The organism is Natronorubrum halophilum, assembly GCF_003670115.1.
Lineage (GTDB): Archaea > Halobacteriota > Halobacteria > Halobacteriales > Natrialbaceae > Natronorubrum > Natronorubrum halophilum.
Window position 1 is genome coordinate 377121 of sequence record NZ_QQTY01000001.1, and the last position, 23461, is coordinate 400581.

Below are 23461 nucleotides of genomic sequence, written 5' to 3' on the forward strand. Positions count from 1 at the left end.
AAGTATGCCGTCGCCGTATCGTGAGTCAATGAGCGAAGGCGACAACGACGGGACGGACGTTCGTCACGCAGTCGTGTTGGACTATCTCGCCCACGGACTCTCGGACGACGGCCGCCCGCAGTACGAGAAGTCACCGGCGGGGTACGCACTCAGTATCGACGACTTCCAGCTCTATCAGGTGGCCTTCGACGAAGAGGAGCGGCTCACCATCGGGAGCGAGGTCGTCATCGAACCGCGCGAGGAGCGGTCGGTCGTCACCGAATGCCACCGCGTCGACTACGAGGACCTCTCCTCGGGGGCCCAATCCGAACTCGAGTACGTCGTTGCCGACCTGGTCGAGGAGAACGAACAGCGGTTCGTCGACTTCTACAACGACGCCCAGCCGATCACGCTGCGCCTCCACCAGCTAAACCTCCTCCCGGGGATCGGGAAGAAGCTCCGCAACGGGATCCTCGACGAGCGAAAGCGTAAACCCTTCGAGAGCTTCGACGAACTCTCCGAGCGCGTTTCCGGGCTCCACGACCCCGACGAGATCCTGGTCGAACGGATCCTCGAGGAACTGCGCGACGACGACCTCAAATACCAGACGTTCGTCGGCCGCCGCGAGCAAGAACAGAACCAGTAGCGCGGTCGCTCGAGTTCGATCGCGACTGGTTTTTGCAGCCTCGATGTGATGATGGAGCGACAGGCTCGCATCCGCGGCCGGGAGGAGCCGATGACAATCCGTGAACTGACCGCCGATGGCGAGCGGCAGGACGCGGTCCCGGTCCAGACAGAATGTAATGATACCATCTCGAAAGTCCCATCCGCAGGGCCTCACCCTCCCCAGCCGACTCGTTCACTCGCGCAACGTCGACGGCCCACCCTCGCAATGCTCGGGTGCGCCGTCAGCGCGCGCCACGTGGCCGGGAGCGCGGCTCGAGCGCTGCGAGAGCCGCGTGAGCCGGGGGAGGGCAGGCCTGCGGCCGATCCTGGCGGACTGAAAGGGCGAAGCGGGCTCGCGTCGTAGTAGAGTCGCTGTGACGGCACTATCCGACCGAAGCGAGGATATCCGTTACAGCGACCGTGAGCCCGCTGAGGGCTTTCGAAACCATATTCGAGCCAGGAAAGAGGAGACAGAGGAAACCTGAGTACTATCCGAAGGCTCACTTCGCCGGTCCACGCCTCGGACTGTGTTCTCGAGGAACACTCGAGACGGTCTGAGACGGTGCGTTTACACCCGGCGGCGCGCAAACGCAGCCAATGAGAGATCCAGACGGACTGATCGCCCGGGCGGGCGTCCGCGGCGATCCGGATCGCGACCAGCACTTTCTCGTCGACGACCGCGTGCTGGACCGACTGCCGACCTACGTAGCAGAGATCGACGCCGACACCACCCACATCCTCGAGATCGGAGGCGGAACGGGCGCGCTAACCGACCGGTTGCTCGCGCTCGGCGACACCGACGAGGGAGACCGCGTGACTGTCGTCGAGCGCGACCGCGACCTCGCCGCCTTCCTGCGCCGGGAGTTCGCGGACGAGATCGATGCCGGCCGACTGACGGTGATCGAGGGCGACGCGCTCGAGGTCGACCTCCCCGACTTCACCGCCTCCGTCTCCAACCTCCCCTACGGCGTCTCGAGCGAGATCACGTTCCGACTCCTGCCCGAAAAACGCCCGCTGGTCCTGATGTTCCAACAGGAGTTCGCCGAGCGGATGGTCGCCGAGCCGGACACCCCGGAGTACGGTCGCCTCTCGGTCTCGACTCAGCACTACGCCGACGCCGAACTCGTCGAATCGATCCCGAAGGAGGCGTTCTCGCCGCCGCCGGCGGTACAGAGCGCGGTCGTCCGATTGGTGCCGCGCGACCCGGAGTACGAAATCGACGACGAGGCGTTCTTCCTGCGCTTCGTGAAGGCGCTGTTCACCCAACGCCGGAAGACGATCCGCAACGCGATTCGGAACACGGCACACATCTCGGGCCTCGAGGAACCCGACGCAGTCGTCGAAGCGGCCGACGAGGAGGTCCTTCGGAAGCGCGCGGGCGCGATGGCTCCCGAAGAATTCGCGGCGCTGGCCCGGCTCGCAGCCGACGTCAGCGACCTACACGACGGGCAGTAATTCACGCCGTCGAACAGTGGGACTCGCTCACAGCGCTAGCAGCAACCGACGGATACTCATAGGTGCACGAACCATTCACTCGAGAGACACAAACTGATCTATGTCCGAGATACTGACGGGGTTCGACTGGCTATCGGACGTCTTCGAGACGACCAATCTCAAACTCGCGGTGACGGTCGCGACGGTCGGACTCTTGCTCGTCGTGCTCCTCTCCTATCGCCAGCTTCAGGGCTGGCTCGCCGATCGAATGCGACCGCTGTACAGCGACGTCGTCTCGATGACGGTGTTGATCTCGGCCTGTCTGCTCAGTCTCGCCATCGTCCTCGGCGTCTGGGACCAGACGAGCGGGATCCAGGCGATTTACGCGGACCAAGATCTCGGCAGTGACACCATCGCGCGGGGGGTCTTCACGTTCGTTCTCGTCGTCGGGACGTTCATCCTCACGCGGTTCGCTCGCCGGATCATTCGGGAGGTTCTCGGTTCGGCCTCGACCGTGACGGACCACCAGCGCGAGATCACGCACCGGCTCACGCAGGTGAGCATCTGGTCGGTGTCGCTCGTCATCATTCTCGGCGTCTGGATCGACGACCTCGGCGGCCTGCTCGTCGGGGCCGGATTCCTCGGTATCGTCGTCGGTATGGCCGCCCGGCAGACGCTCGGAACGATCATCGCCGGCTTCGTCCTGATGTTCGACCGGCCGTTCGAGATCGGCGACTGGATCGAGATCGAAGACGAGGAAGGGATCATCACCGACATCTCGATCGTCAACACGCGAGTTCAGTCGTTCGACGGCGAGTACATCATGGTCCCTAACGACGTCATCTCCTCGAGTACGGTGATCAACCGGTCGAAACGGGGCCGACTGCGGATCGAAATCGACGTGGGCGTCGACTACACGACGGACGTCGAACGGGCCGCCGATATCGCGAAAGACGTCGTCACCGAGCTCGACGAATCGCTGACCGGTCCGTCGCCACAGGTCGTCACCAAAAACTTCGCCGACTCGGCGGTCGTTCTCGGCGTTCGCTTCTGGATCGATAAACCGAGCGCGAGGCGGCGCTGGAACGCCCGAACGGCTGCGATTCACGCGATCAAGACCGCCTTCGAGGAGGAGGGGATCAAGATCCCGTATCCGCAGCGCGAACTGTCCGGCCGGGCCGAAACCGGCGGCTTCCGGATCGACGACGACCGGACTCGAGCGGCGACCGACGAGTCGTCGGACGGACAGGAAACGAGTACGAAACCCCTACCGACGGAGGACGACTAGATGACGCTGAGAGATCGACGCGACGTCGAAACGGACGTCTACCAGCCGGCCGAGGACTCACAACTGCTCGCCAAAGTGACTTGCGAGCGCCTCGAGGACGCCGAGAGCGACCGGGTCGTTCTCGAGGTCGGGACGGGATCGGGGTACGTCGCGGGCAGGATCGGTGACGAGACGGACGCCCGCGTGATCGCCTCGGATCTGAACCCGCACGCGGTTCGACAGGCTCGAAGCGAGGGGATCGAAACGGTTCGAGCCGATCTGGTCACCCCGTTCGCGGACGGCGCGTTCGACGCCGTCGTGTTCAACCCGCCCTACCTTCCGACCGATCCCGACAGCGAGTGGGACGACTGGATGGAACGCGCGCTCTCGGGCGGCGAGGACGGTCGGGCGGTCATCGATCCCTTCCTCTCTCGCGTCGGTCGCGTGCTCGCGCCCGGCGGCGTCGTCTACTTGCTCGTCAGCAGTCTCACCGGGGTCGAGGAAGTGGTCGAAGAAGCCGGCGAACACGGGTTCAGCGCCGTCGCCGTGGCTGACGAGTCGTTTCCCTTCGAGACGCTGACGGTGCTCGAGTTGTGTCGGTGACCGACGGAACCTGAGGGTGTCGTCGACCGCTTACGGTTCGCGTCTCGCTGGCTGCGCGTGGAGTACTCCGCCGACTAGCGAGCGATTCTCCAAAACGGAGCAAAACGAGTGGTGTCCGACGCCGATCAGGCTGGCACGTTCGGAATTACCGTCGCCAGCGCCAGAGTGATGATGAACGCCGTCACCGAGATGATCGTGGTCAGTACCGTCCAGATCTTCAGCGTCTCGGTCTCCGTGAGGCCGCCGATCTCCTTGATCAGCCAGAAGCCGCTGTCGTTGAACCACGAGCAGATGTTCCCGCCGGCACCGATGACTAACGCGAGGTAGACCGCGCTCACGCCGAGTTCCGGTACCTGCGGGGCCATGATCCCCGCCGTCGTGATCATCGCGACCGTCGCGGAGCCCTGTGCGATGCGGATCGCCGCCGCGATGACCCACGCCGAGACCAGCACGGAGATACCCGCGCCGCCGACGTTGATGAGGTCGACGATGTACACACCGATGCCGGAGGCCGCGAGCAAGGCGCCGAACGCGCCGCCGGCGGAGGTGATCGCCGCGATGTGGCCGCCGCTTTTCAGCGCCTCGACGAGTTCGTTGTTCCAGGCGTCCTGATCGAGGTCTCGAACGCGCAGGAAGGTCAACGCGGCCACCAGCGCCGCCGCGGTGAGCGCGAAGTTCGGATCGCCGATAAAGGCCGCGGCCGGCTGTGCCGCCTCGAGCGCGGCCTCGAACGTACCGAGACCGAAGAAGCCCTCGGCGGCCAGATCGAGGAGGTAGTCGAGCGTCGTGTTCGACGCGATGAGGACGACTGCGAGGAGGATCGGCAGCGAGGCTTCGAAGACGCCCGGCAGCGCCGACGTCTCCCGTTCCGCGAGTTCGCGTGCGTCTTCGGCGGTCGAGCCAACGGTTTCACGGAGCGGGATGTCGTCGAGTCGGCGGTTGATCCACTTGCCGTAGATGATCCCCGACACGATCGCCGTCGGGATCGCGACGCCCGCACCGATGATCATCGTCCACAGGAGATCGGCACCGAGCTCGAGCGAAACCGCGAGCGGACCCGGCGTCGGCGGGACGAGAACGTGCGTCGTCGCTGCGCCGGCGCCGATGACCGCGATGTACAGCGCGTAGTCGCGACCGGTACGGGCCCGCATCGAGCGCGCGAGCGGGGTCAACAGGAAGAATACGTTGTCGAAGAAGACCGGGATCGACAGCGCGGTACTGCTCCCCCACAGCGCCAGATAGGAGCGCTCCTCGCCGGTCAACGACTGGAACGCTCTAACGATCCGTTCCGCAGCGCCGCTTTCCATCATCGCCTTCCCGATGATGGCGGCCATGAGGATGGGAATACCGACCCCTTCGAACGTGTCACCCAGACCGACGGCCAGTTCCGACGGGACGTCGCCGAGTGGCACCTCAGCGGTCGCGACACCGACGATGAGTCCGGCGATAATAAGACCCAAGACGGCAGGCAATCGTAACCATACGAGTAACGCAATTACAGCAATCAACCCGATTGCGAAGACAATCAAGGGATTTTCAAACGCCATACGGGGTCATATTACACCGGGCAAATAACAATTGGTATTCGGAACCGTGTAAATATTTTCTAACTCGCATAAATGGAATAACGTTACGCGGATAGTCGAACGATGTGCCGAGATGAACTCCGTTTCGAACGAGTAGCGCGGTGGCGAGAACGACCCGGTCGATCGCTCGAGCGGATCGCGGACAATTACTGCCACGTATTTGTTGATATGGAAAATATTAAGCGTCGGTATAGCCTACTCTGGCGTACGATGACTGAGTACGTTTCGACCACGCCGGGGCTGTTTCCGCTCCCGGATTGGGCGAAAGACGATCTCTCGGATCTGAAGGGGCACCAGAAACACGATCTCGTCAGCGGCGACGAGGGTGCGGAGATCTCCTCGGTGTACGAGGAGGCCCGCGAAGAAGTGATCGAGTCCCAACGGGACGCAGGGCTCGACCGCGTCGTCGAGGGACAACTGCGCTGGGACGATATGCTCGCCCACCCGCTCGCCGTCCACGACGCCGTCGAAACCCGCGGCATCGTCCGCTACTACGACAACAACAACTTCTACCGAGAGCCCGTCGTCAGCGGCGACCTCGAGTTCTCCGGTGACGTGGCGAACGAACTCGAGGCCGCAGCCGAACTGACCGGCGACGACGATTTGCAGGCCGTGTTGCCGGGTCCGTACTCGCTGGCCGACCTCGCGACCGACGAACAGTACGGCGACGAGACCGAGTTCCTCGGAGCGATCGCGGAGTTCCTCGCGGGCGAGGTCGACGCCTTCCCGAGCGTCGAAACGCTGTTCCTGCTCGAGCCCTCTCTCGTCGAGAACGCACCCGAAGACGGTGTCGACGAGCGCGCGAGCGAGGCGATCGATCGGGTCGCGAGCGCGACCGACGCCGACGTCGTCGTCCAGCCCTACTGGGGCGCACTCGAGGAGAAGGTGTACGCCCACCTGCTCGACGCCGACATCGACGCGGTCGGCTTCGACTTCGTGGCGAATCAGGACGACAACGTCTACAACATTCAGGAGTACGGCGCGACCGGTGACGTCTCGCTCGGCCTCGCCGACGGCCAGAACACGCTCGTCGAGGATCCCGAGGCGATCCGCGACCGCGTCGACTGGGTCGAAGACCAGCTTCAGGTGACGGAGTTCGAGACGGTCTACCTGACGACGAACACGGAGACGTTCTACCTGCCGTACGCAAAATACCAGGAGAAACTCGAGGTCCTGGCGGAAGCCGCGGACCTCGCGGAGGTGACCGCCGCATGAGCGCGAACGAGAACAAAGACCAGTTCCGACCGGAGAATCACGCGAACGACCACTTCCTGCTGACGACCGTGGTCGGCTCCTACCCCAAACCCAAGTGGCTCAACCGCGCGAAGGAACTCTACCAGGACCCCGATCACGGGTTCGACGAAGACGACTACCAAGAGGCCAAAGACGACGCCTCGAGGCTCATCACGAACGAACACGAACGCGCGGGTCTCGACGTCGTCGTCGACGGCGAGATGCGACGCAACGAGATGGTCGAGTTCTTCGCCCACCGCATCGAGGGCTACGAGTTCAACGGCCCGGTCAAGGTCTGGGGACACAACTACTTCGACAAGCCGAGCGTCGTCAGCGAGGTCGAGTACGACGAAAGCTGGCTCGTCGACGAGTACGAGTTCACCGCCGAAGCGAGCGACCGACCGGTCAAGGTCCCGATCACGGGTCCCTACACGCTGGCCAACTGGTCGTTCAACGAGGCCTACGACGACGACGACGAGCTCACCTTGGAGCTCGCCGACCTCGTCAACGAAGAGATCGAGAAACTCGTCGACGCCGGCGCGCGCTACATCCAGATCGACGAGCCCGCGCTCGCGACCACGCCGGACGACCACGCGATCGTCGGCGAGGCCTTAGAGCACATCGTCGCCGACATCGACGACGACGTTCGCATCGGACTGCACGTCTGTTACGGCGACTACTCCCGTATCTACCCCGAAATCCTCGAGTACCCCGTCGACGAGTTCGACCTGGAACTCGCCAACGGCGACTACGACCAGCTCGACGTCTTCAAAGACCCCGAGTTCACAGCCGATCTCGCACTCGGCGTCACGGACGTCCACGTCGCCGAGGTCGAATCGGTCGAGCAGATCGAGCAGAACATTCTGAAGGGGCTCGAGGTCGTCCCGCCGGAGCAGTTGGTCGTCTCCCCCGACTGCGGCGTGAAACTCCTGCCTCGCGAGGTCGCCTACGGCAAGATGGCGAACATGGTCGAAGCCGCCCGAAACGTCGAGGCGGATCTCGACGCGGGCAACATCGACGTCGAACGCGGTGCGCCGACGCCGGCCGACGACTGAGACCGCTCACGGCGTCCGCCGCGTCGTTTTTCGATCCGAAGCCGCTACCAGCCGTCGCCCCGGTCGTGGATGGATTCCCGAAGCCGTTCCCGTCCGTCGTCCCGCGGCTCGAGGCTGAAAACGAACGAGACGCAGTACCGTTGCTCCGCTGCAACGCGGACTTCTCACGTAGCATTCTCGAGTTATGTTCTACAACCGTGGTGAATGGGGACACGCGGCAGCGACGCGACCGTTACCAGGTAACCCTTCTGTCTAAAAATGTATATCTGTCTCGAGGCGAAACCGGGGAGCAATGTCAGAGAACGCGCCGAAGCGAAGGGAACTCCGCGAGGAAGTTGCCGCTCACCGTAGCCCGGACCACGACATCGATCCGCTGTTCGTCAACCGCTGGTCGCCGCGCGCGATGACCGGCGAGTCGCTCGACGAGGACGAGTACCTTCCCCTGTTCGAGGCCGCCCGCTGGGCACCCTCGGCGTACAACAACCAGCACTGGCGGTTCCTGTACGCCACCCGCGAGGACGACGAGTGGGACACGTTCGCCGACCTGCTGCTCGGGGGCAACGAGGAGTGGGCGACCGACGCCGCCGTCCTCGCCGTTATCGTCTCGAAGACGACGTTCGACCACAACGGCGAACCGGCCCCCGTCCACTCGTTCGACACCGGCGCGGGCTGGCAGAACCTCGCCCTCGAGGGGGCGCGCCGCGGACTGGCCGTCCACGGGATGGCCGGCTTCGACTACGAACGCGCGGCCGAGGAACTCGACGTTCCCGACGAGTACGCGGTCGAGGCCATGGTCGCGATCGGTGAACGCGCACCGCCCGAAACGCTCCCCGAGGAACTCCAGGAGCGCGAACAGCCCAGCGACCGGAAGCCGCTCTCGGAGATCATCCACCGGGGCGGCTTCGAGAAGTAGACCGCTCCGTGCCGGTTCTGGACGATCAGCGCCCGCTCCGTGGGCCGGTATCCGATCGGTAGTCAGCCCGAACGGCACCATTCCGAGTTCGACCGCTTTTCGTCCGGGACCCACCGGTATGGTCGACCCGCTCTCGAGTGACGCGCCCCGGGGGCGAACCGATGTGCGTCGGATCGCTCACTGGCTCTCGCTCGATGCGAACCGGTTCGCTTGGCCCGTTCGACCTCCGCCGCGCGGAACGGACGAATGCGATCGACCGGGAAAACGAACTGTGATCGGGGTTACACCGGCGAGAGATATTGTTCAGAAAGCTACGTTGTTATTATCGGATGATACGTTGAAGCTAGCCGACTACTACCGCCGAATAGTTGCCAAATAGTTATCCTAATCCGAGTTGTGATATGTACCTGAATGACAGAAGATAATTCACTTGGGTCGGCTGACGAAGTCGACGAGTCACGACGGACGTTCATGAAGGCGACCGGTGCAGCGACCGCAGCGACGGCAGCCGGCGTTGGGGTACCGAGCGCGACAGCGGCGGCGACCGGGAAAATCCGGGAACTGATCGACGAGATGACCCTCGAGCAGAAGGTCGGTCAGCTGACGCAGGTCGCACTCGGCGAATCGGGGGAAGGATTCGATCCGAACGACGAGTTCGCGACCCACGACGACGTCGAGACGGTCGGCGAACTGTTCACGGATCTCCACGTCGGCTCGATACTCAACGGCGGCGCCTCGGGGCCGACGTTCGACGGGGAGGAGTTCGTCGCGGGATTGAACGGCCTCCAGCAGTTTGTCGTCGAGAACAACGAACCCGGCGTTCCGTTCATCTGGGGCGGCGACGCCCTCCACGGGAACTGTCTGCTCGACGGCTGTACGAGTTTTCCCCAGCGGCTCAACATGGGCGCGACCCGCGACATCGACCTCGTCGAGCGGGCGGCGACCCACACCGGCGAGTCCGTCGCAGCGATGGGCGGTCACTGGAACTTCGGGCCGACGCTCGACATCCTGAGAGACATGCGCTGGGGCCGCTACTTCGAGGGCCACAGCGAAGACCCGATGTTGTTGGGCGAGATGGGGAGCGCACGGGCACGCGGCTTCGAACGCAACGGTCGCGTCGCCGCGACGGTCAAACACTTCGCCGGCTACGGGACCCCGAACACCGGAAAGGACCGGGCACACGTTCGAACCTCGATGCGGGACCTCCGGACCAGACAGCTGCCGCCGTATCGGCGCGGTCTCGAGGAGGCCAAGACGGTGATGGTCAACAGCGGGGCGGTCAACGGCAAACCAGCACACGGCTCTCCCTGGCTGTTGACGACAGTGCTCCGGAAACGCTACGACTTCGACGGCGTGGTCCTCACCGATTGGGACGACTTCAAGCGGATGCTCACCAACCACGAGTATCGTCCGGACACCGACGAGGGCTGGCGGCAGGCGGTCAAAGAAGGGCTGCAGGCCGGCATCGATATGCACATGTGCGGCGGGGAGACCGCGCCGACCGAGTTCATCGACACGACCGTCGATCTTGTCGAGAGCGGCGAACTGTCCGAAAAGCGCATCGACGAGTCGGTCCGTCGGGTTCTCGAACTCAAACACGAGGTCGGCCTGTTCGAGCAACCGTACGCGCCGGAAGACGAGATCGGCGACATCGTCGGCGGCGCGGCGGACGTCTCCGAACGACTCGCCAAGGAGTCGCTGGTCCTGTTGCAAAACGAGGGCGCGCTCCCGCTCGAGGACGACGGAAACGTGTTACTGACCGGTCCCGGTATCGAGGACGGAACGCCGAACCGGTTCTTGATGCAACACGGCGGCTGGACGCTTGGCTGGCAGGGAGTCGAGGACGGGTTCCTGACGGCGGACGGGCCGCGTCCGCGCCAGACGACCATCGAGGGCGCGCTGGCCGACCGTCTCGGCGACCGACTCACGCACGTCCCGACCGAGTTCGAGCCCGCCGTTTACGAGAGCATCTACGAAAACTTCGACAACGGCTTCTTCGACGTCACCGACGAGCAAGAGGCGGCGGTGCTCGAGGCGGCCGGAACCGCCGACGCCGCTGTCGTCGTGCTCGGCGAAGGGCCGCACAACGAGGGCTTCGGCGACCGAGACAGGATGCGATTCCCCGAGTCCCAGCGGGAACTCGTCGAACTCGTCGACGGGGAAACCGGCGACGACGTTCCCCTCGTGGGCGTGATTCTCGCCGGGAGTCCGCGCGGGACCGCGGAGACGTTCCAGCATCTCGACGCCGTCCTCTTCGCCGGACAGCCGGGTAGCGACGCCGGCGTCGCGATCGCGGATACCCTCTTCGGCGACTACAACCCCTCGGGAAAGCTGCCGTTCACCTGGGAGGGGAACGTCGGTCACGTTCCCCAGTTCTACGACGACTACCCGCCGCGTCAGTCCGTGGACGCGAGCGCGGGGACCGTCCAGTTCGAATTCGGACACGGCCTCTCTTACACCGACTGGGAGTACTCGGAGCTGTCGCTGTCGCCCGACTCGGTGAAAGATCCCGCGACGAACCCCACGGTTACCGCTCGAGTGACCGTCGAAAACACGGGCCGGATGGCCGGCGACCACATCGTCGAGGTGTACAACACGGAGTTCTACGGCTCGGTACTCCAGCCCCACCGCCGACTGATGGGATTCGAACGGGTCCACGTCGAAGCCGGCGGGAGCGAGCGCGTCACGATCGATCTCGACCTCTCCACGCTCGAGGTCGTCCCGGGCGACGTCCCCGGCTGGCGGCCGAAAGTCGTCGAGGCGGGCGAGTACGAGTGTTCCGTCGGCGTGGAGTCGACGACGCTGACCGTCGCAAAGACGGCCTCGATCACCGATCCCGAACCGGCACCCGGCCGCTACGACATCAACGACGACGGCCGCGAGGACTTCGCGGACGTGATGGCGCTCCACCGGCGGCTGAAACGCCGGCGCTGACCGACACGACGGTCAGCGCTCGCTCTCGTCGGCGTCGAAGGTGAAAAAGCGCTCGTTGCAGGCGGAACAGACCAGTTTCTTCGGCGGCGTCCTCCCGATCGGAGTCACCTCGCCACAGCAACTCGAGCGAGAGACGGTCACCGGGCCGTCACAGAGCGGACACCGCTCGAGGAGCGAACGCAGCGGCCGTCCGGCGGCGCGGCGGATCGCGGGAGAATCGACGCGGCCCTCGAGGGCGCGGGTCGCGGCGAGTTCGGCGACGGCGACTCCGCGCGGGAGCGTTACCAGCGCATCGCCACCGTCCAAAACGAGGACGGAGCGCCCCCAGTTCCGGCGCGTTCGCGCGTCGACCGACGAGTCGGTCCGCCGGTCGGCGATTCGCTCCAGCGTCGCGAGATCGGCCTCGCGAAGGGTCCGCATCTCCCGGTGCCACTCCTCGCGAAAGTCGCGCTCGAGGACGATTTCGTCGCCGTCGACTGCAATAGCGCCGGCCTCGAGGAGTTCGGAAAGGACGGTTTCACCGGTCGGGACGGCCGGGTCGGCGCCGTCGGCTGTACTACCGACGTTCGAGAGCGACCCCGTCCCGGCGTCCGGCCTGCCGTGGTCGAACGGGTCGATCGGGAGCGTCCCGACGAGGGTGGGCGCGAACCGCGGCGTGTACGGAACGACGTATCCGCGGAGTGCGATCGCGACGGTGCCGGCGAGCGCGACCACCCCGGCGGTGAGTCGCCGACCGAGTATCGCCAGCCCGCCGACGAGAACCGCGAGCGCGATGCTGTTGGTGATCGTACACGGCCAACAGCGATTCTCGCCGGTGTATTCGGGTCGTCGGATGCGGTCGAGTGGATCGGTCATATGCCGTGCGTTTCGATCGGATCGCCTTCAGTCTACTGCGTTAGCAAGGTTTTTACAACAGGTGTTATAGATAATCATCAATGCAGGAATTTACGACGCGTAACCGACGGGGCGTCTCGATCCGTCGCCGACGGCACCAGGCCCCTATTCGCCACCTCTCGAGCGATCCGCGTTCCGCGGCACGGACGGTGAGTCGCAGTGGACGGTGAGGAACTCACCGAGACGCTCGAGGATGCGGGTCTTTCGCCGTACCAGGCGGACGCGTTCGTGACGCTGCTCGGGCTGGGATCCGCCTCGGCGACCGACATCGCGCAGGCGAGTTCGGTTCCCGACCCGCGAATCTACGACGTCCTGCGCGGACTCGAGGAGCAGGGGTACATCGAAACCTACGAGCAGGACAGTTTGCACGCTCGCGCTCACGACCCGACGGACGTGCTCAGGAATTTGCGGTCCCGCGCCGATCGCTTCGAGGCGGCGGCCGGCGAGATCGAGGACCGCTGGAGCCGTCCCGATCTCGAGGAGCACAAGGTGAGCATCGTCAAACGCCTCGATACGGTCCTGGCGCGAGCCGACGAACTGATTCGCGAGGCCGGGAATCAGGTTCAAATCGGCCTGACGCCCGCGCAGTTTGAGGATCTCTCGGACGCTCTCGCGACTGCCCTCGAAAACGGCGTCGACGTCAAGGTCTGTCTGTTCCCCGAGATCGGGACGGAGTCGGCGCTGCCGTCGACGGACGCGCTGGCCCGCGCCTGTACGGAAGCGCGATACCGCGATCTCTCCTCTCCCTTCCTGGCGCTGATCGACCGCTCGTGGACCTGTTTTTCCCCCCACGGCGACTCGACGAACGAGTACGGCGTGATCGTCAACGACCGGACCCTCGCGTACGTCTTCCACTGGTACTACCTCACCTGTCTCTGGGAGATCCACGAGACGATTTACTCGGATCGCCGCGACGAGCCGCCGATCACGTACGTCGATCTGCGACAGTGTCTCCGGGACGTCGAGCCCTTGCTCGAGGACGGCGTGACGATCGAAGCCACGGTCGTCGGGTTCGAAACCGACACGGGACGCGAGGTGACGAAGCGGGGAACGATCACCGATCTCACGTACGCCGGCGTTTCGGCCAGCGACGAACGGACGACACCGCTCCCCCAGCTCGCGGGCGAAGCCTCGATCACTCTCGAGGTCGGCGGGGAACGATACACGATCGGCGGCTGGGGGGCGATGCTCGAGGACCTCGAGGCGGTCCGGATCACGATCGAGTCGCTCGAGTGACGACGGAACGCCCGTCGTAGCTCCGCAATCTCCCGGCGTCTCGAGCGCGCGGTTTGAATTAACTACACCTGTTGTAACATTCCATCAAATATATATAGTACTGAGTATCATAGTTCTTAATATGAGTGAGAGACACTCACACTGGCGGAGTCGAACTGACTCGAGCGTTTCGCGTCGAACGTTCGTCAAGGCGGCTGGGGCAACTGGTGCGGCGGCCGGTCTCGCGGGCTGTATTTACGGCGATAGTTCCAGTTCCGAGAACGCGATAACGATCGCGATGGGATCGACGACTATCGGCGACGTCAGGGACAACCTCCCGGATCTGCTCCACGAGAACGGAGTCGACGACGAGATCGAGATCGAGTTCAGCGAGCAGTCGGACGACACCGGCGACCAGCGCGACAAGTATATCTCCTTGCTCGAAGCCCAGGAGACGACTCCCGACCTGTTCATGATGGACACCGGCTGGGCGAACGTCCTCATCGAACGGGGGTACATCGCGAACCTGTCCGAGGAACTGGACGACGAGACCCTTAGTCGGATCGACGAGGACTACTTCAACGCGTTCACCAACACGGTCCGCGATACGGAGAGCGGCGACCTCCACGGCGTCCCGCTGTACCCCGACTACGCGGTCATGCTGTACAACAAGGGGTACGCGCGCGAAGCCGGCTACTCCGACGAGGACTTCGATCAGTGGGAATCCGAGCCGATGACCTGGCAGGAGTGGGCCGAGATGGCCGAGGAAATCGTCGCGGCGTCCGACGCCGAGTTCGGCTTTTCGACCCAGTGGGACGTCTACGAGGGAACCGCCTGCTGTACCTTCAACGAGGTCATGACCTCCTTCGGCGGCGCGTACTTCGGCGGCGAGGAGAACCTGGGCGGTCCCGTCGGCGAACGACCGGTAACCATCGACGAACCGGAGTTCATCGAGGCGCTCAGCATGATGTACACGCTCGCCGCCGACGAGGAAGACGAGTACACGCTCGATGACTATCCCACGGGCGTCGCGTCGCCGGACATCACCCAATGGACGGAGAACCCGGCACTCGCACCGTTCACCGAGGGTAAAGCTGCGTTCCACCGGAACTGGCCGTACGCGATCGTCGAGGCCCTCAGCGGCGAGTACGATTTCGAGGACGAGGACGATCTCGGTGTGATGCCGATTCCCTACGCAGTCGAAGAAGGCGAGGGTGAGTATCCCGGAACCGGCGGTTCGACCTCGGCCCAGGGTGGTTGGCACATCGGCCTCAACCCCAACTCCGAGCAAACGGACGAGGCTCTGCAAGTGATCACCGCCATGACGGAAGACGACTTCAACCTCGGGATGCTCGAGGCTATCGCATGGCTGCCGCCGAAACCGGCTCTTTTCGACGCCGACGAAGCGACCGATCCGGACACTATCGGAGACGTTGCCAACTACATGAACACGCTCCGGGTCGCAGGAGAGGGAGCAATGCCGCGGCCAGTCACCACAGAGTGGCCTTCCCAAGCGACGACGATCGCCGAGCAGGCCAACCAGGCCGTCGCCGGCGAGAAGAGTCCCGCAGACGCTGCGGCTGACCTACAGAGCGCGATCGAAGACATCGAATCGCAAGAATGAGTACAGAACGACAGACGGTTGGCAGCGGCCGGGAATCCCGGCGATCGGGACCGGTCGTCGCGGTCACGCGGTGGCTCGAGAACCTGGGTGAAACGGCGTTCGCCTACCTGCTGTTGACGCCGGTGTTCGTCCTGTTGACCGCGATCGCGCTCTATCCGCTGCTGCGGACGTTCGAGCTGTCGATGTACACGGGTATCCTGGGAAACACCGATCCGGAGTTCGTCGGCTTCGAGCACTACGTCGACCTGTTCACCGGTAATGCGAACTCGAGTTTACCCGGTTCGGTCACATTCCTCCCCGAAGTCTACACGGACGGGACCTTCCCGTTCGTTCACGTCGAGGGCTGGGTCCGGAGTACGCTGGTCGTAACGATCCTCTTTGCGGTCGTGAGCGTCTTCTTCGAGACCCTGATCGGGTTCGGGCAGGCGCTCGTGCTCGACAAGGAGTTCCGCGGACGGCGCTGGGTACGTGCGGCGATCATCATCCCGTGGGCGATTCCGCTGGTCATTCAGGGAATGATCTTCTACCTGATGTTCCACCCGAGTACCGGGTTCCTGACCCAGTACCTTTCGACGATGGGGATCGTCGCGGAGACGAACACCCTCAACGATCCGATGAGTGCGTTCCTTATCGTCACCGTCGCGGACATCTGGAAGACGACGGCGTTCATGGCGTTGCTGATCCTCGCCGGACTCCAGAGCATCGATCGAAGCCTCTACGACGTCGCGAAGGTCGCCGGGGCCTCGAAGTGGCAGCAGTTCAAACTGGTCACGTTCCCGCTGGTCCTGCCTTCGCTCGGTATCGCCGTCCTCTTCCGAACGGTCGACGCGATGCGGATCTACGGGCTGATCGACTCCGTCTCGAGTTGTACGACTGTCCCGTCGCTATCGTGTATGGTCATCGAGACGTTCTACTCGAGTCGCGGACTGGCCTCCGCGATCGCGTTCGTGACCGCCGGTATCATCGGCGTGATCGTGACCGGCGTCATCTACCAGCAGTACAAGGAGGGGTTCTGACATGGCAACAGCATCCGACCACGGAACCGACGCGACCGACGCGGACGAGGGGCTGTTGAACAGTTGGGTTCGCGGCGTCCTCGAAGAGGACGGCAAGCGCCAGCGCCTCTACAGGGCGCTGTTCTGGGTCGCGTGTACCTTCTTCCTCGTGACGACGCTGTTCCCGTTCTACTGGCTGCTCGTCCTCGCACTCACGCCGAATAGCCAGATTCTCACGGGCGACTGGAGCCTGCCGATTATCGGGATCGAGTTCCCCCATCCGCAGGGGTTCAACGTCTACGCGTTCGTCGAGGTGTTCCAGCAGGTTCCGTTCCACCTCTACGTCTTCAACAGCTTCGTGCTCGCGACGACGACGACGATCATCGTCCTCGCCGTGGCGACCCTCGCGGGGTACGTGTTCGGACGCCTCGAATTCCCCGGTCGCGGAGCGTTGATGCTCGCGGTGCTGATGATCTCGTACTTTCCGCCGGCGGCGTTTCTCATCCCGCTGTTCGACGCGTTCCTCGGAAACGCGGTCGTCATCCCGTTTTTGGGGATCGAGTTGTTCCAGGCCCCGCGGCTGGTGAACACGCCTGGCTCGATGATCATGCCCTTTAGCGCGCTGTTCCTGCCGCTCGCGATATTCATCCTGACGACGTTCTACGCCCAGATTCCGGACGGGCTCGAAGACGCCGCCAGGGTGGAGGGAACGACCCGGCTCGGCGCGCTGTTCCGGGTCATCATGCCGCTGTCGGCACCCGGCGTCGCGACGGCCGCCGTGTTGACCTTCATCGCCGTCTACAACGAGTATTTCTTCAGTTCGATCATGGCACTGGAGAGCCAGCCCGAGAACTGGTCACCCCTCGTCGGCGGCATCCTGAGCTACCAGACGCAGTACACGACGGACTTCAACTTGATGGCGGCGGCGAGTATCATCGGCGTGTTGCCCATGTTGATCCTCGTGATCGTCGCACAGGAAAAGATTGTCAGCGGCCTGACTGACGGAGCACTCAAAGAGTAACAATGGCACGAGTACGACTCAACGACGTTACGAAACGCTACGAAGACATCACCGCAGTCAACGAGATGAACCTCGAGATCGAGGACGGCGAGTTCATCTGTCTCGTCGGCCCCTCCGGCTGTGGCAAGTCGACGACGATGGAGACCATCGCGGGGCTCACGAAACCGAGCGAGGGAACGGTCCACATCGGCGACACCGACGTTACGAAGCTCCCGCCGAAAGATCGCGGGGTTTCGATGGTCTTCCAGAACATCGCGCTGTTCCCGCACATGGACGTCTACGACAACATCTCCTTCGGCCTCCGACTGCGGAAATACGACAAAGCGGAGATCGACGAGCGGGTCGAGCAGGCGTCCGATATCGTCCAGCTCGAGGGGATGCTCGATCGCATGCCCGACGAGCTCTCGGGCGGCCAGCAACAGCGGGTGGCGATCGCTCGCGCGATCGTTCGTAACCCCGACGTCTTCCTGATGGACGAGCCACTCGCCAACCTGGACGCGAAGCTGCGCGTCCACATGCGCACCGAACTCCAGCGGCTCCACAAGCAACTGGACACGACGATCATCTACGTCACGCACGATCAGGCGGAGGCGATGACCATGTCCGATCGGATTGCCGTCATCAACGCCGGCGAACTCCAGCAGATCGATCCGCCGCTGGTCTGTTACAACGAACCGGTGAACCTGTTCGTCGCCGGCTTCATCGGCTCGCCGTCGATGAACTTCGTCGACGGCGAACTGACCGAGAAGGGACTGGCAACCGATCACTTCGACCTCGAGTTCGACGTCGACGGGCTCGAACTCGCTCCCGGCGACGCCGTCACGATGGGGATTCGGCCGGAGGACATCTATCCGACGGCGCAGTCGTCGTCGCTATCGAGTTCCTCGGCCGGCATCGACGCGACGACCGACGTCCTCGAGCCGATGGGCGACGAAATCTTCGTCTACCTCACGCTCGACGGCTCGAGCGCCGAGACGATGACGAGCACGGAGGCGTCGACCGCCTCGAACCAGCTACAGATGAGCGTCGATCCGGACTCGGCGATCGGCGAGGGCGAAAACATCACCGTCGTGCTCGATCGGTCGAAGATCCACCTGTTCGAGACGGCGTCGGGCGACGCGGTCGCTCACGGAATCGAGACGGTCTCGAAACCGGATGCGGATCGGGCGAGCGCGAAAGTCGAAGCCGAAGCAGAAGCGGACGCGGGTGGGCGACATGAGTAGCCTCGTACCGGTCGTCTACTACGGCGGCGCGACGGTCCTGTTTTTCTTCTGGATCTACGGGATCGTCTCGTTCGCACTGGACGTAAAGAACAAGATCGTTCCCGGAATCCGACAGTATCGTCGCGGCCGAACGCACCCCGATCACCGCCAACACGACAATGAACACACAGCAGACGAAGAGCAGTTGTACTGAGCGCAGAGCCGAAGACGGCCGATTGACAGCCGCGTTCGCGCGGACGACGCCGACGGAGGACCGGTGACCGTGACGGCGACGTCACCATACATCCGAACCGGAATCGTCGGCCTCGGCAACATCGGCCACCACCACGCCGACCGTCTCGTCGAACTCGGCGTGCCGCTGGTCGGCGGCATGGACGTCTCCGAGAAGGCCTGCGAGCGATTCGCTTCCCGGTACGACGTCGAGACCTACACGGACCACCACGCCCTCTACGACGACGTCGACGCCGTCGTGATCACCACGCCGAACAAGTTCCACGAGGAGTACGCCGTCGCCGCGTTCGAGCGGGACTTGCACGTCCTGCTCGAGAAGCCGCTGGCACACTCGATCGGGAGCGCCGAACGGATCGCCGCCGCGGCGGCGAACACCGACGGAACGTGCACGGTCGGGTTCAACAACCGATTCCTGAACGCCGTGAAACTCCTCAGGGATCGGATTGAGCGCGGCGAACTCGGCGAGGTGACCCACGTCGAGGCCAACTACGTCCGTCGACGGGGCGTTCCCGGCCGCGGGTCGTGGTTCACTCGCCGCGAGATTTCCGGCGGCGGCGCGCTCATCGACCTCGGCGTCCACGCGATCGATCTCTCGTTGTACCTGTTGGGCTACCCCGACGCCGAAGAGGTCTCGGGCGTCACCCGCTCGGAGTTCGGCTCTCGCGAGGACTACGCCTACCTCGAGATGTGGGGCGACGACGCGGACTCGGCGACGTTCGACGTCGACGACTCCGCGAGCGCGTTCGTCCGCTGTGCCGACGACAGGACGATCAGCCTCGAGGTCGCGTGGGCGACGAACCGACCGCCGACCCACGAGTTCGTCGTCCGGGGAACCGAGGCCGCCGCTCGGTTCGACCTCCTCACGAACGACCTCACGATTCACTCGGCGGGCGCGGAGGGCACCGACCACCTGTCGGATACGACCATCGAAACCCGCGAGAACGACACGCACGCCGACGAGCAGGCGGCGTTCTTCGACTCGATCACCGACGGGAGAGATGGCGGCTCGAGCATCGACGAGGCCCTGACCGTACAGCGCGTCGTCGACGGCATCTACCGCTCGAGCGACGGCGGGCGAACGGTCGCGCTCGGCGACCGCTGACGCTCGAGTATCGTCCTCGAGCGTAATCCCCTGGATCGCCGTTCACGACGAAAATTCGGCCGACCATCGGGAGACGAGTAGCGTCGCCTGCATTTTTATTTCTAATATTATGATACCGGAATTTATTTCACGACGACGATGCTACCGGGTCGTATGGACATCGGCGTACACACCCCACCGCTGGCGGACGAATCGCTCGAAGACGCGCTCGCGTACCTCTCCGATATCGGTGTCGACGCGATCGAACCCGGCGTCGGCGGCTACCCCGGCGACGACCACCTCGTCCGTCGGGAGTACTTAGACGACGAGGACGCCCGGACCGAACTGCGCGACCTCCTCGAGACCTACGACATGCGAATCAGCGCGCTCGCGACGCACAACAATCCGCTGCACCCCGACGACGAACGAGCCGAAGCGGCCGACACCGAACTCCGCGAAGCGATCCGGCTCGCCGACCAACTCGACGTACGTACGGTCACCTGCTTTTCCGGACTTCCCGCGGGGGGTCCAAACGACGAGGTGCCGAACTGGATCACGGCCCCGTGGCCCTCGGAACACGCCGACGCCCACGAGTACCAGTGGGAGCAGGCGGTGTCGTACTGGGGCGAACTGGCCGCCCACGCCGACGAGCACGGCGTCGATATCGCGATCGAGATGCACCCGAACATGCTGGTCTACGAACCCCACGGGATGGCCCGCCTACGCGCGGAGACGAACGAGCGCGTCGGCGCGAACTTCGATCCCTCGCACCTCTACTGGCAGGGCATCTCGATCACCGACGCGATCCGGTACCTCGGCGAGCGAGACGCCATCCACCACTTCCATGCCAAGGACACCAGGGTCTACGAGGAACAGGCGCGGGAGAAGGGCGTCCTCGACACGACGGCCTACGACGACGAGCCGAACCGCTCGTGGCTCTTCCGATCGGTCGGCTACGGCCACGACGAATCCCACTGGAAGGACCTCGTCTCGACGCTGCGCATGGTCGGCTACGACGGTGCCCTGAGCATCGAACACGAGGACTCGCTGACGAGTTCCCGGGAGGGCCTGGAGAAAGCCGTCGACCTCCTCGAGCGGGCGATCTTCCGGGAACAGCCCGGCGAGGCCTACTGGGCGGAGTAGCGATCACCCCCCGAATCCGCCGCCGGTCCGACTAGACCGGTGCCGTGACGGCAAGTTCTAACTACTCCTGTTGTGAAAGAATACGTATGACGATCGAAATTGGCGTTCTCGGCTATCGGTTCATGGGAAAAGCACACGCAAACGCGCTGGCGCGGCTGCCGATGTTCTTCCCGGACGCGCCGGATGTCGAACGGAGCGTCCTCGTCGGCCGCGACGAGGCGGCGCTCGAGGACGCTGCTGACCGACTCGGCTTCGACTCCATCGCGACCGACTGGGCGGACGTCGTCGACGACGTGGACGCCTTCTACAATCTCGGCCCGAATCACATTCACGCCGAGCCCTCGATCGCCGCCCTCGAGGCCGGTACGCCGGTTTTCTGTGAGAAACCCCTCGCCCCGACGCTCGAAGGGGCCGAGGAGATGGCGACGGCGGCGCGAGAGGCCGGGGACGGCGTTCCCGCCGGCTGCGCCTTCAACTACCGGTTCGTGCCCGCGATCCGGTACGCGAAGCGATTGCTCGACGCGGGCGAACTCGGCGAGATCCGTCACGCTCGCGGGCGCTACCTCCAGGACTGGCTCGTCGATCCCGACGCTCCGTGGTCGTGGCGCAACGACGAGGAACTGGCGGGATCGGGCGCGCTCGGCGACCTCGGCGCGCACACGGTCGACCTGCTCCGATACCTGGTCGGCGACGATGACCTCGCGGGCGAGATGGAACGCATCAGTGGTCAGTTGCAAACGTTCGTCGACGAGCGTCAGGTCGAGGGAAGCGACGGCGAGACGCGCCCCGTCACCGTCGACGACGCCTACTCCGCACAGGTCGCGTTCGAAAACGGCGCGATGGGCACGCTGGAAGCCTCCCGATTCGCGACCGGGCACAAGAACGACCACACGATCGAAATCCACGGCTCCGAGGGTAGTCTCCGATTCTCCCTCGAGCGACTGAACGAACTTGAGGTGATGCGAACGGACGAAAACCGCGGCTACGAGACGGTTCTGGTGACCGACGAGGACGATCCCTACCTCGAGCACTGGTGGCCGCCGGGCCACGTCATCGGCTGGGAGCACACCTTCGTTCACGAGAACTACGAGTTCCTGCAGGCAGTGGAGAGCGGCGGCGAGTTCGAACCGAGTTTCGAGGACGGTCTCGCCGCCCAGCGCGTCCTCGCGGCAATCGAGGAGAGCGACGAGAACGGCGAGTGGGTGTCGATCTAGTCGGGTTGCTCGAGCCGGTCGTGCTCGATTTGGGTCGCTCGAATTGGGTTGTTCGGTCCGGGTTCGAAGTTTGCGACGCTGTTTCTGTGGCGGTGGCGAGCGACTCGAGCGTGCTGTGCACGCTGGCAACGGGGAGTTCCACGTCCTCCCCAGCCGATTCACTCGGTCGTTTCACTCCCTCGCTCATCCCTCACACGGATTCGAGCCGTCGCTCGCTTCGCTCGCCACGGCTCGGCGCGTGCCACCGCACGTGGCTCGAGCGGTTCGAAGTAAGGGTGCCACAGTTCGATTCCGGGACCGCCCATGAGACCGACTGCGCGCTATTCGAACGGTCGAGTGCCGGAACGCTGGCGGTCTCGAGTCGGTGGGGAAATCGGAGTCACTTAGGCGGATCCGCGGGTATCGAACGGGCATGGAACTCGAGCGAAATTCGTGGACGGCGGTCGAGGACTCGGCACCGACGACGGCGCTGCTCCCGGTCGGTAGCACGGAACAGCACGGCCCTCACGCCCCCGTCGGAACCGACACGATCGTCGCGCGGGCGATTGCCGCCGCAGCCGATCGGACGCTCCCGACCGAAACGGTCGTGCTGCCGCCGCTACCGGTCGGCGTCGCGCCCTATCACGGACCCTTCCCCGGAACGCTTTCGGTCTCGCCGGAAACGCTTCGCAGCTACGCCCGCGACGTGGTCACGTCGCTCGAGGGAACGAGCGTCGAGACGGTCGTGTTCGTCAACGGCCACGGCGGCAACGGCGAGACGCTCGGCCACCTCGCGCGGAGCCTGACCAACTCCTCGTCGAACGACCTCGCGGTCTATCTCTGGGAGTGGATGCGCGCCGTCGACGACCACGTCGGTCACGCGGGAGAACTCGAGACGTCCGTTCTGCTCCACGTCTGCCCGGACGACGTCGGCGAACCGGTCGCCGGCGACGCGACGGCGTGGGACAGTACCGTCGACGGCGGCGTCGTCCACCACTTCACGGACGGGTTCAGCGAAAACGGTGCCGTCGGCGACGCGACGGCCGCCTCCGCCGAGCAGGGCGAGGACGTGTTCGAGACCGCCGTCGACGCGCTCGCGTCGTTCGTCACTCGAGTCGATCCAACGGACGACGGTAGTAGCCCGGCCGGTCAAACGGACTGAGCTACCCGA

20 protein-coding genes are annotated in these 23461 nt (G+C 64.3%); 18 read left to right on the forward strand and 2 right to left on the reverse strand.

Annotated elements, in window-relative coordinates:
* The first annotated feature begins 28 nt into the window (after positions 1-28).
* From DWB23_RS01830 to DWB23_RS01845, 4 genes are all read left to right on the forward strand, one after another.
* The gene (locus DWB23_RS01830) at positions 29-625 is read left to right on the forward strand and encodes a DUF655 domain-containing protein (protein WP_121741101.1); all 597 of its coding nucleotides are present in this window, start codon (positions 29-31) and stop codon (positions 623-625) included.
* 617 nt (positions 626-1242) lie between these two features.
* Complete coding sequence (locus tag DWB23_RS01835; RefSeq protein ID WP_121741102.1) at positions 1243-2100, forward strand: 16S ribosomal RNA methyltransferase A; 858 nt, start codon at positions 1243-1245, stop codon at positions 2098-2100.
* Between the two features lie 100 nt (positions 2101-2200).
* Positions 2201-3367: a mechanosensitive ion channel family protein gene (locus tag DWB23_RS01840; RefSeq protein WP_121741103.1), complete on the forward strand. Its 1167-nt coding sequence runs from the start codon at positions 2201-2203 to the stop codon at positions 3365-3367.
* Positions 3368-3949 (forward strand): HemK2/MTQ2 family protein methyltransferase, encoded by a 582-nt coding sequence (locus DWB23_RS01845; RefSeq protein WP_121741104.1) that lies wholly within the window; start codon positions 3368-3370, stop codon positions 3947-3949.
* A 125-nt stretch (positions 3950-4074) separates the two neighbouring features.
* Here DWB23_RS01845 and DWB23_RS01850 read toward each other — a convergent pair whose 3' ends face one another.
* Positions 4075-5496 carry a GntP family permease gene (locus DWB23_RS01850; RefSeq protein WP_121741105.1) on the reverse strand — a complete coding sequence of 474 codons (1422 nt, stop codon included), beginning with the start codon at positions 5494-5496 and terminating at the stop codon, positions 4075-4077.
* Positions 5497-5745: 249 nt separating this feature from the next.
* Between DWB23_RS01850 and DWB23_RS01855 the strand changes: the two genes are divergently transcribed.
* The 4 genes from DWB23_RS01855 (at position 5746) to DWB23_RS01870 (ending at position 11670) form a co-directional block, all read left to right on the forward strand.
* Positions 5746-6750, forward strand: coding sequence for a 5-methyltetrahydropteroyltriglutamate--homocysteine methyltransferase (locus DWB23_RS01855; RefSeq protein ID WP_121741106.1), 1005 nt, complete (start codon positions 5746-5748; stop codon positions 6748-6750).
* Complete coding sequence (locus tag DWB23_RS01860; RefSeq protein WP_121741107.1) at positions 6747-7823, forward strand: methionine synthase; 1077 nt, start codon at positions 6747-6749, stop codon at positions 7821-7823. Before DWB23_RS01855 ends, DWB23_RS01860 begins: the two co-directional genes overlap by 4 nt.
* Positions 7824-8115: 292 nt before the next feature.
* Positions 8116-8736 carry a nitroreductase family protein gene (locus DWB23_RS01865; protein WP_121741108.1) on the forward strand — a complete coding sequence of 207 codons (621 nt, stop codon included), beginning with the start codon at positions 8116-8118 and terminating at the stop codon, positions 8734-8736.
* A 411-nt stretch (positions 8737-9147) separates the two neighbouring features.
* Complete coding sequence (locus DWB23_RS01870; protein WP_238717324.1) at positions 9148-11670, forward strand: beta-glucosidase family protein; 2523 nt, start codon at positions 9148-9150, stop codon at positions 11668-11670.
* A 12-nt stretch (positions 11671-11682) separates the two neighbouring features.
* Here the strand turns inward: DWB23_RS01870 and DWB23_RS01875 are convergent, their stop codons facing one another.
* Positions 11683-12525 (reverse strand): hypothetical protein, encoded by an 843-nt coding sequence (locus DWB23_RS01875; RefSeq protein WP_121741110.1) that lies wholly within the window; start codon positions 12523-12525, stop codon positions 11683-11685.
* Between the two features lie 198 nt (positions 12526-12723).
* On the opposite strand from DWB23_RS01875, the gene DWB23_RS01880 reads away from it, so the two are divergent.
* The 10 genes from DWB23_RS01880 (at position 12724) to DWB23_RS01925 (ending at position 23452) form a co-directional block, all read left to right on the forward strand.
* On the forward strand, positions 12724-13800 hold the full coding sequence (locus DWB23_RS01880; RefSeq protein ID WP_121741111.1) for a TrmB family transcriptional regulator: 1077 nt from the start codon (positions 12724-12726) through the stop codon (positions 13798-13800).
* Positions 13801-13921: 121 nt separating this feature from the next.
* The gene (locus DWB23_RS01885) at positions 13922-15403 is read left to right on the forward strand and encodes an extracellular solute-binding protein (protein ID WP_121741112.1); all 1482 of its coding nucleotides are present in this window, start codon (positions 13922-13924) and stop codon (positions 15401-15403) included.
* Positions 15400-16419 carry a carbohydrate ABC transporter permease gene (locus DWB23_RS01890; protein WP_121741113.1) on the forward strand — a complete coding sequence of 340 codons (1020 nt, stop codon included), beginning with the start codon at positions 15400-15402 and terminating at the stop codon, positions 16417-16419. The genes DWB23_RS01885 and DWB23_RS01890 overlap by 4 nt, the downstream gene beginning before the upstream one ends.
* 1 nt (position 16420) lies before the next feature.
* Positions 16421-17419, forward strand: coding sequence for a carbohydrate ABC transporter permease (locus DWB23_RS01895; protein WP_121741114.1), 999 nt, complete (start codon positions 16421-16423; stop codon positions 17417-17419).
* A gap of 2 nt (positions 17420-17421) precedes the next feature.
* Positions 17422-18642 (forward strand): ABC transporter ATP-binding protein, encoded by a 1221-nt coding sequence (locus DWB23_RS01900; RefSeq protein ID WP_121741115.1) that lies wholly within the window; start codon positions 17422-17424, stop codon positions 18640-18642.
* On the forward strand, positions 18635-18835 hold the full coding sequence (locus DWB23_RS01905; RefSeq protein ID WP_121741116.1) for a hypothetical protein: 201 nt from the start codon (positions 18635-18637) through the stop codon (positions 18833-18835). The genes DWB23_RS01900 and DWB23_RS01905 overlap by 8 nt, the downstream gene beginning before the upstream one ends.
* 69 nt (positions 18836-18904) lie before the next feature.
* Positions 18905-19975, forward strand: a complete 1071-nt coding sequence (locus tag DWB23_RS01910) for a Gfo/Idh/MocA family protein (protein WP_394341741.1) — start codon at positions 18905-18907, stop codon at positions 19973-19975.
* 153 nt (positions 19976-20128) lie between these two features.
* Positions 20129-21097 carry a sugar phosphate isomerase/epimerase family protein gene (locus DWB23_RS01915; protein WP_121741118.1) on the forward strand — a complete coding sequence of 323 codons (969 nt, stop codon included), beginning with the start codon at positions 20129-20131 and terminating at the stop codon, positions 21095-21097.
* Positions 21098-21183: 86 nt separating this feature from the next.
* Positions 21184-22311 carry a Gfo/Idh/MocA family protein gene (locus tag DWB23_RS01920; RefSeq protein WP_121741119.1) on the forward strand — a complete coding sequence of 376 codons (1128 nt, stop codon included), beginning with the start codon at positions 21184-21186 and terminating at the stop codon, positions 22309-22311.
* Positions 22312-22723: 412 nt separating this feature from the next.
* Positions 22724-23452 carry a creatininase family protein gene (locus tag DWB23_RS01925; protein WP_121741120.1) on the forward strand — a complete coding sequence of 243 codons (729 nt, stop codon included), beginning with the start codon at positions 22724-22726 and terminating at the stop codon, positions 23450-23452.
* Positions 23453-23461: the final 9 nt, after the last annotated feature.

Excerpts from the sequence above, each read along its gene's own strand:
- DWB23_RS01830 (WP_121741101.1), top strand. The coding sequence starts at position 29 with ATGAGCGAAGGCGACAACGACGGGACGGACGTTCGTCACGCAGTCGTG.
- DWB23_RS01835 (WP_121741102.1), top strand. The coding sequence starts at position 1,243 with ATGAGAGATCCAGACGGACTGATCGCCCGGGCGGGCGTCCGCGGCGAT.
- DWB23_RS01840 (WP_121741103.1), top strand. The coding sequence starts at position 2,201 with ATGTCCGAGATACTGACGGGGTTCGACTGGCTATCGGACGTCTTCGAG.
- DWB23_RS01845 (WP_121741104.1), top strand. The coding sequence starts at position 3,368 with ATGACGCTGAGAGATCGACGCGACGTCGAAACGGACGTCTACCAGCCG.
- DWB23_RS01850 (WP_121741105.1), bottom strand. The coding sequence starts at position 5,496 with ATGGCGTTTGAAAATCCCTTGATTGTCTTCGCAATCGGGTTGATTGCT.
- DWB23_RS01855 (WP_121741106.1), top strand. The coding sequence starts at position 5,746 with ATGACTGAGTACGTTTCGACCACGCCGGGGCTGTTTCCGCTCCCGGAT.
- DWB23_RS01860 (WP_121741107.1), top strand. The coding sequence starts at position 6,747 with ATGAGCGCGAACGAGAACAAAGACCAGTTCCGACCGGAGAATCACGCG.
- DWB23_RS01865 (WP_121741108.1), top strand. The coding sequence starts at position 8,116 with ATGTCAGAGAACGCGCCGAAGCGAAGGGAACTCCGCGAGGAAGTTGCC.
- DWB23_RS01870 (WP_238717324.1), top strand. The coding sequence starts at position 9,148 with ATGACAGAAGATAATTCACTTGGGTCGGCTGACGAAGTCGACGAGTCA.
- DWB23_RS01875 (WP_121741110.1), bottom strand. The coding sequence starts at position 12,525 with ATGACCGATCCACTCGACCGCATCCGACGACCCGAATACACCGGCGAG.
- DWB23_RS01885 (WP_121741112.1), top strand. The coding sequence starts at position 13,922 with ATGAGTGAGAGACACTCACACTGGCGGAGTCGAACTGACTCGAGCGTT.
- DWB23_RS01890 (WP_121741113.1), top strand. The coding sequence starts at position 15,400 with ATGAGTACAGAACGACAGACGGTTGGCAGCGGCCGGGAATCCCGGCGA.
- DWB23_RS01895 (WP_121741114.1), top strand. The coding sequence starts at position 16,421 with ATGGCAACAGCATCCGACCACGGAACCGACGCGACCGACGCGGACGAG.
- DWB23_RS01900 (WP_121741115.1), top strand. The coding sequence starts at position 17,422 with ATGGCACGAGTACGACTCAACGACGTTACGAAACGCTACGAAGACATC.
- DWB23_RS01905 (WP_121741116.1), top strand. The coding sequence starts at position 18,635 with ATGAGTAGCCTCGTACCGGTCGTCTACTACGGCGGCGCGACGGTCCTG.
- DWB23_RS01915 (WP_121741118.1), top strand. The coding sequence starts at position 20,129 with ATGGACATCGGCGTACACACCCCACCGCTGGCGGACGAATCGCTCGAA.
- DWB23_RS01920 (WP_121741119.1), top strand. The coding sequence starts at position 21,184 with ATGACGATCGAAATTGGCGTTCTCGGCTATCGGTTCATGGGAAAAGCA.
- DWB23_RS01925 (WP_121741120.1), top strand. The coding sequence starts at position 22,724 with ATGGAACTCGAGCGAAATTCGTGGACGGCGGTCGAGGACTCGGCACCG.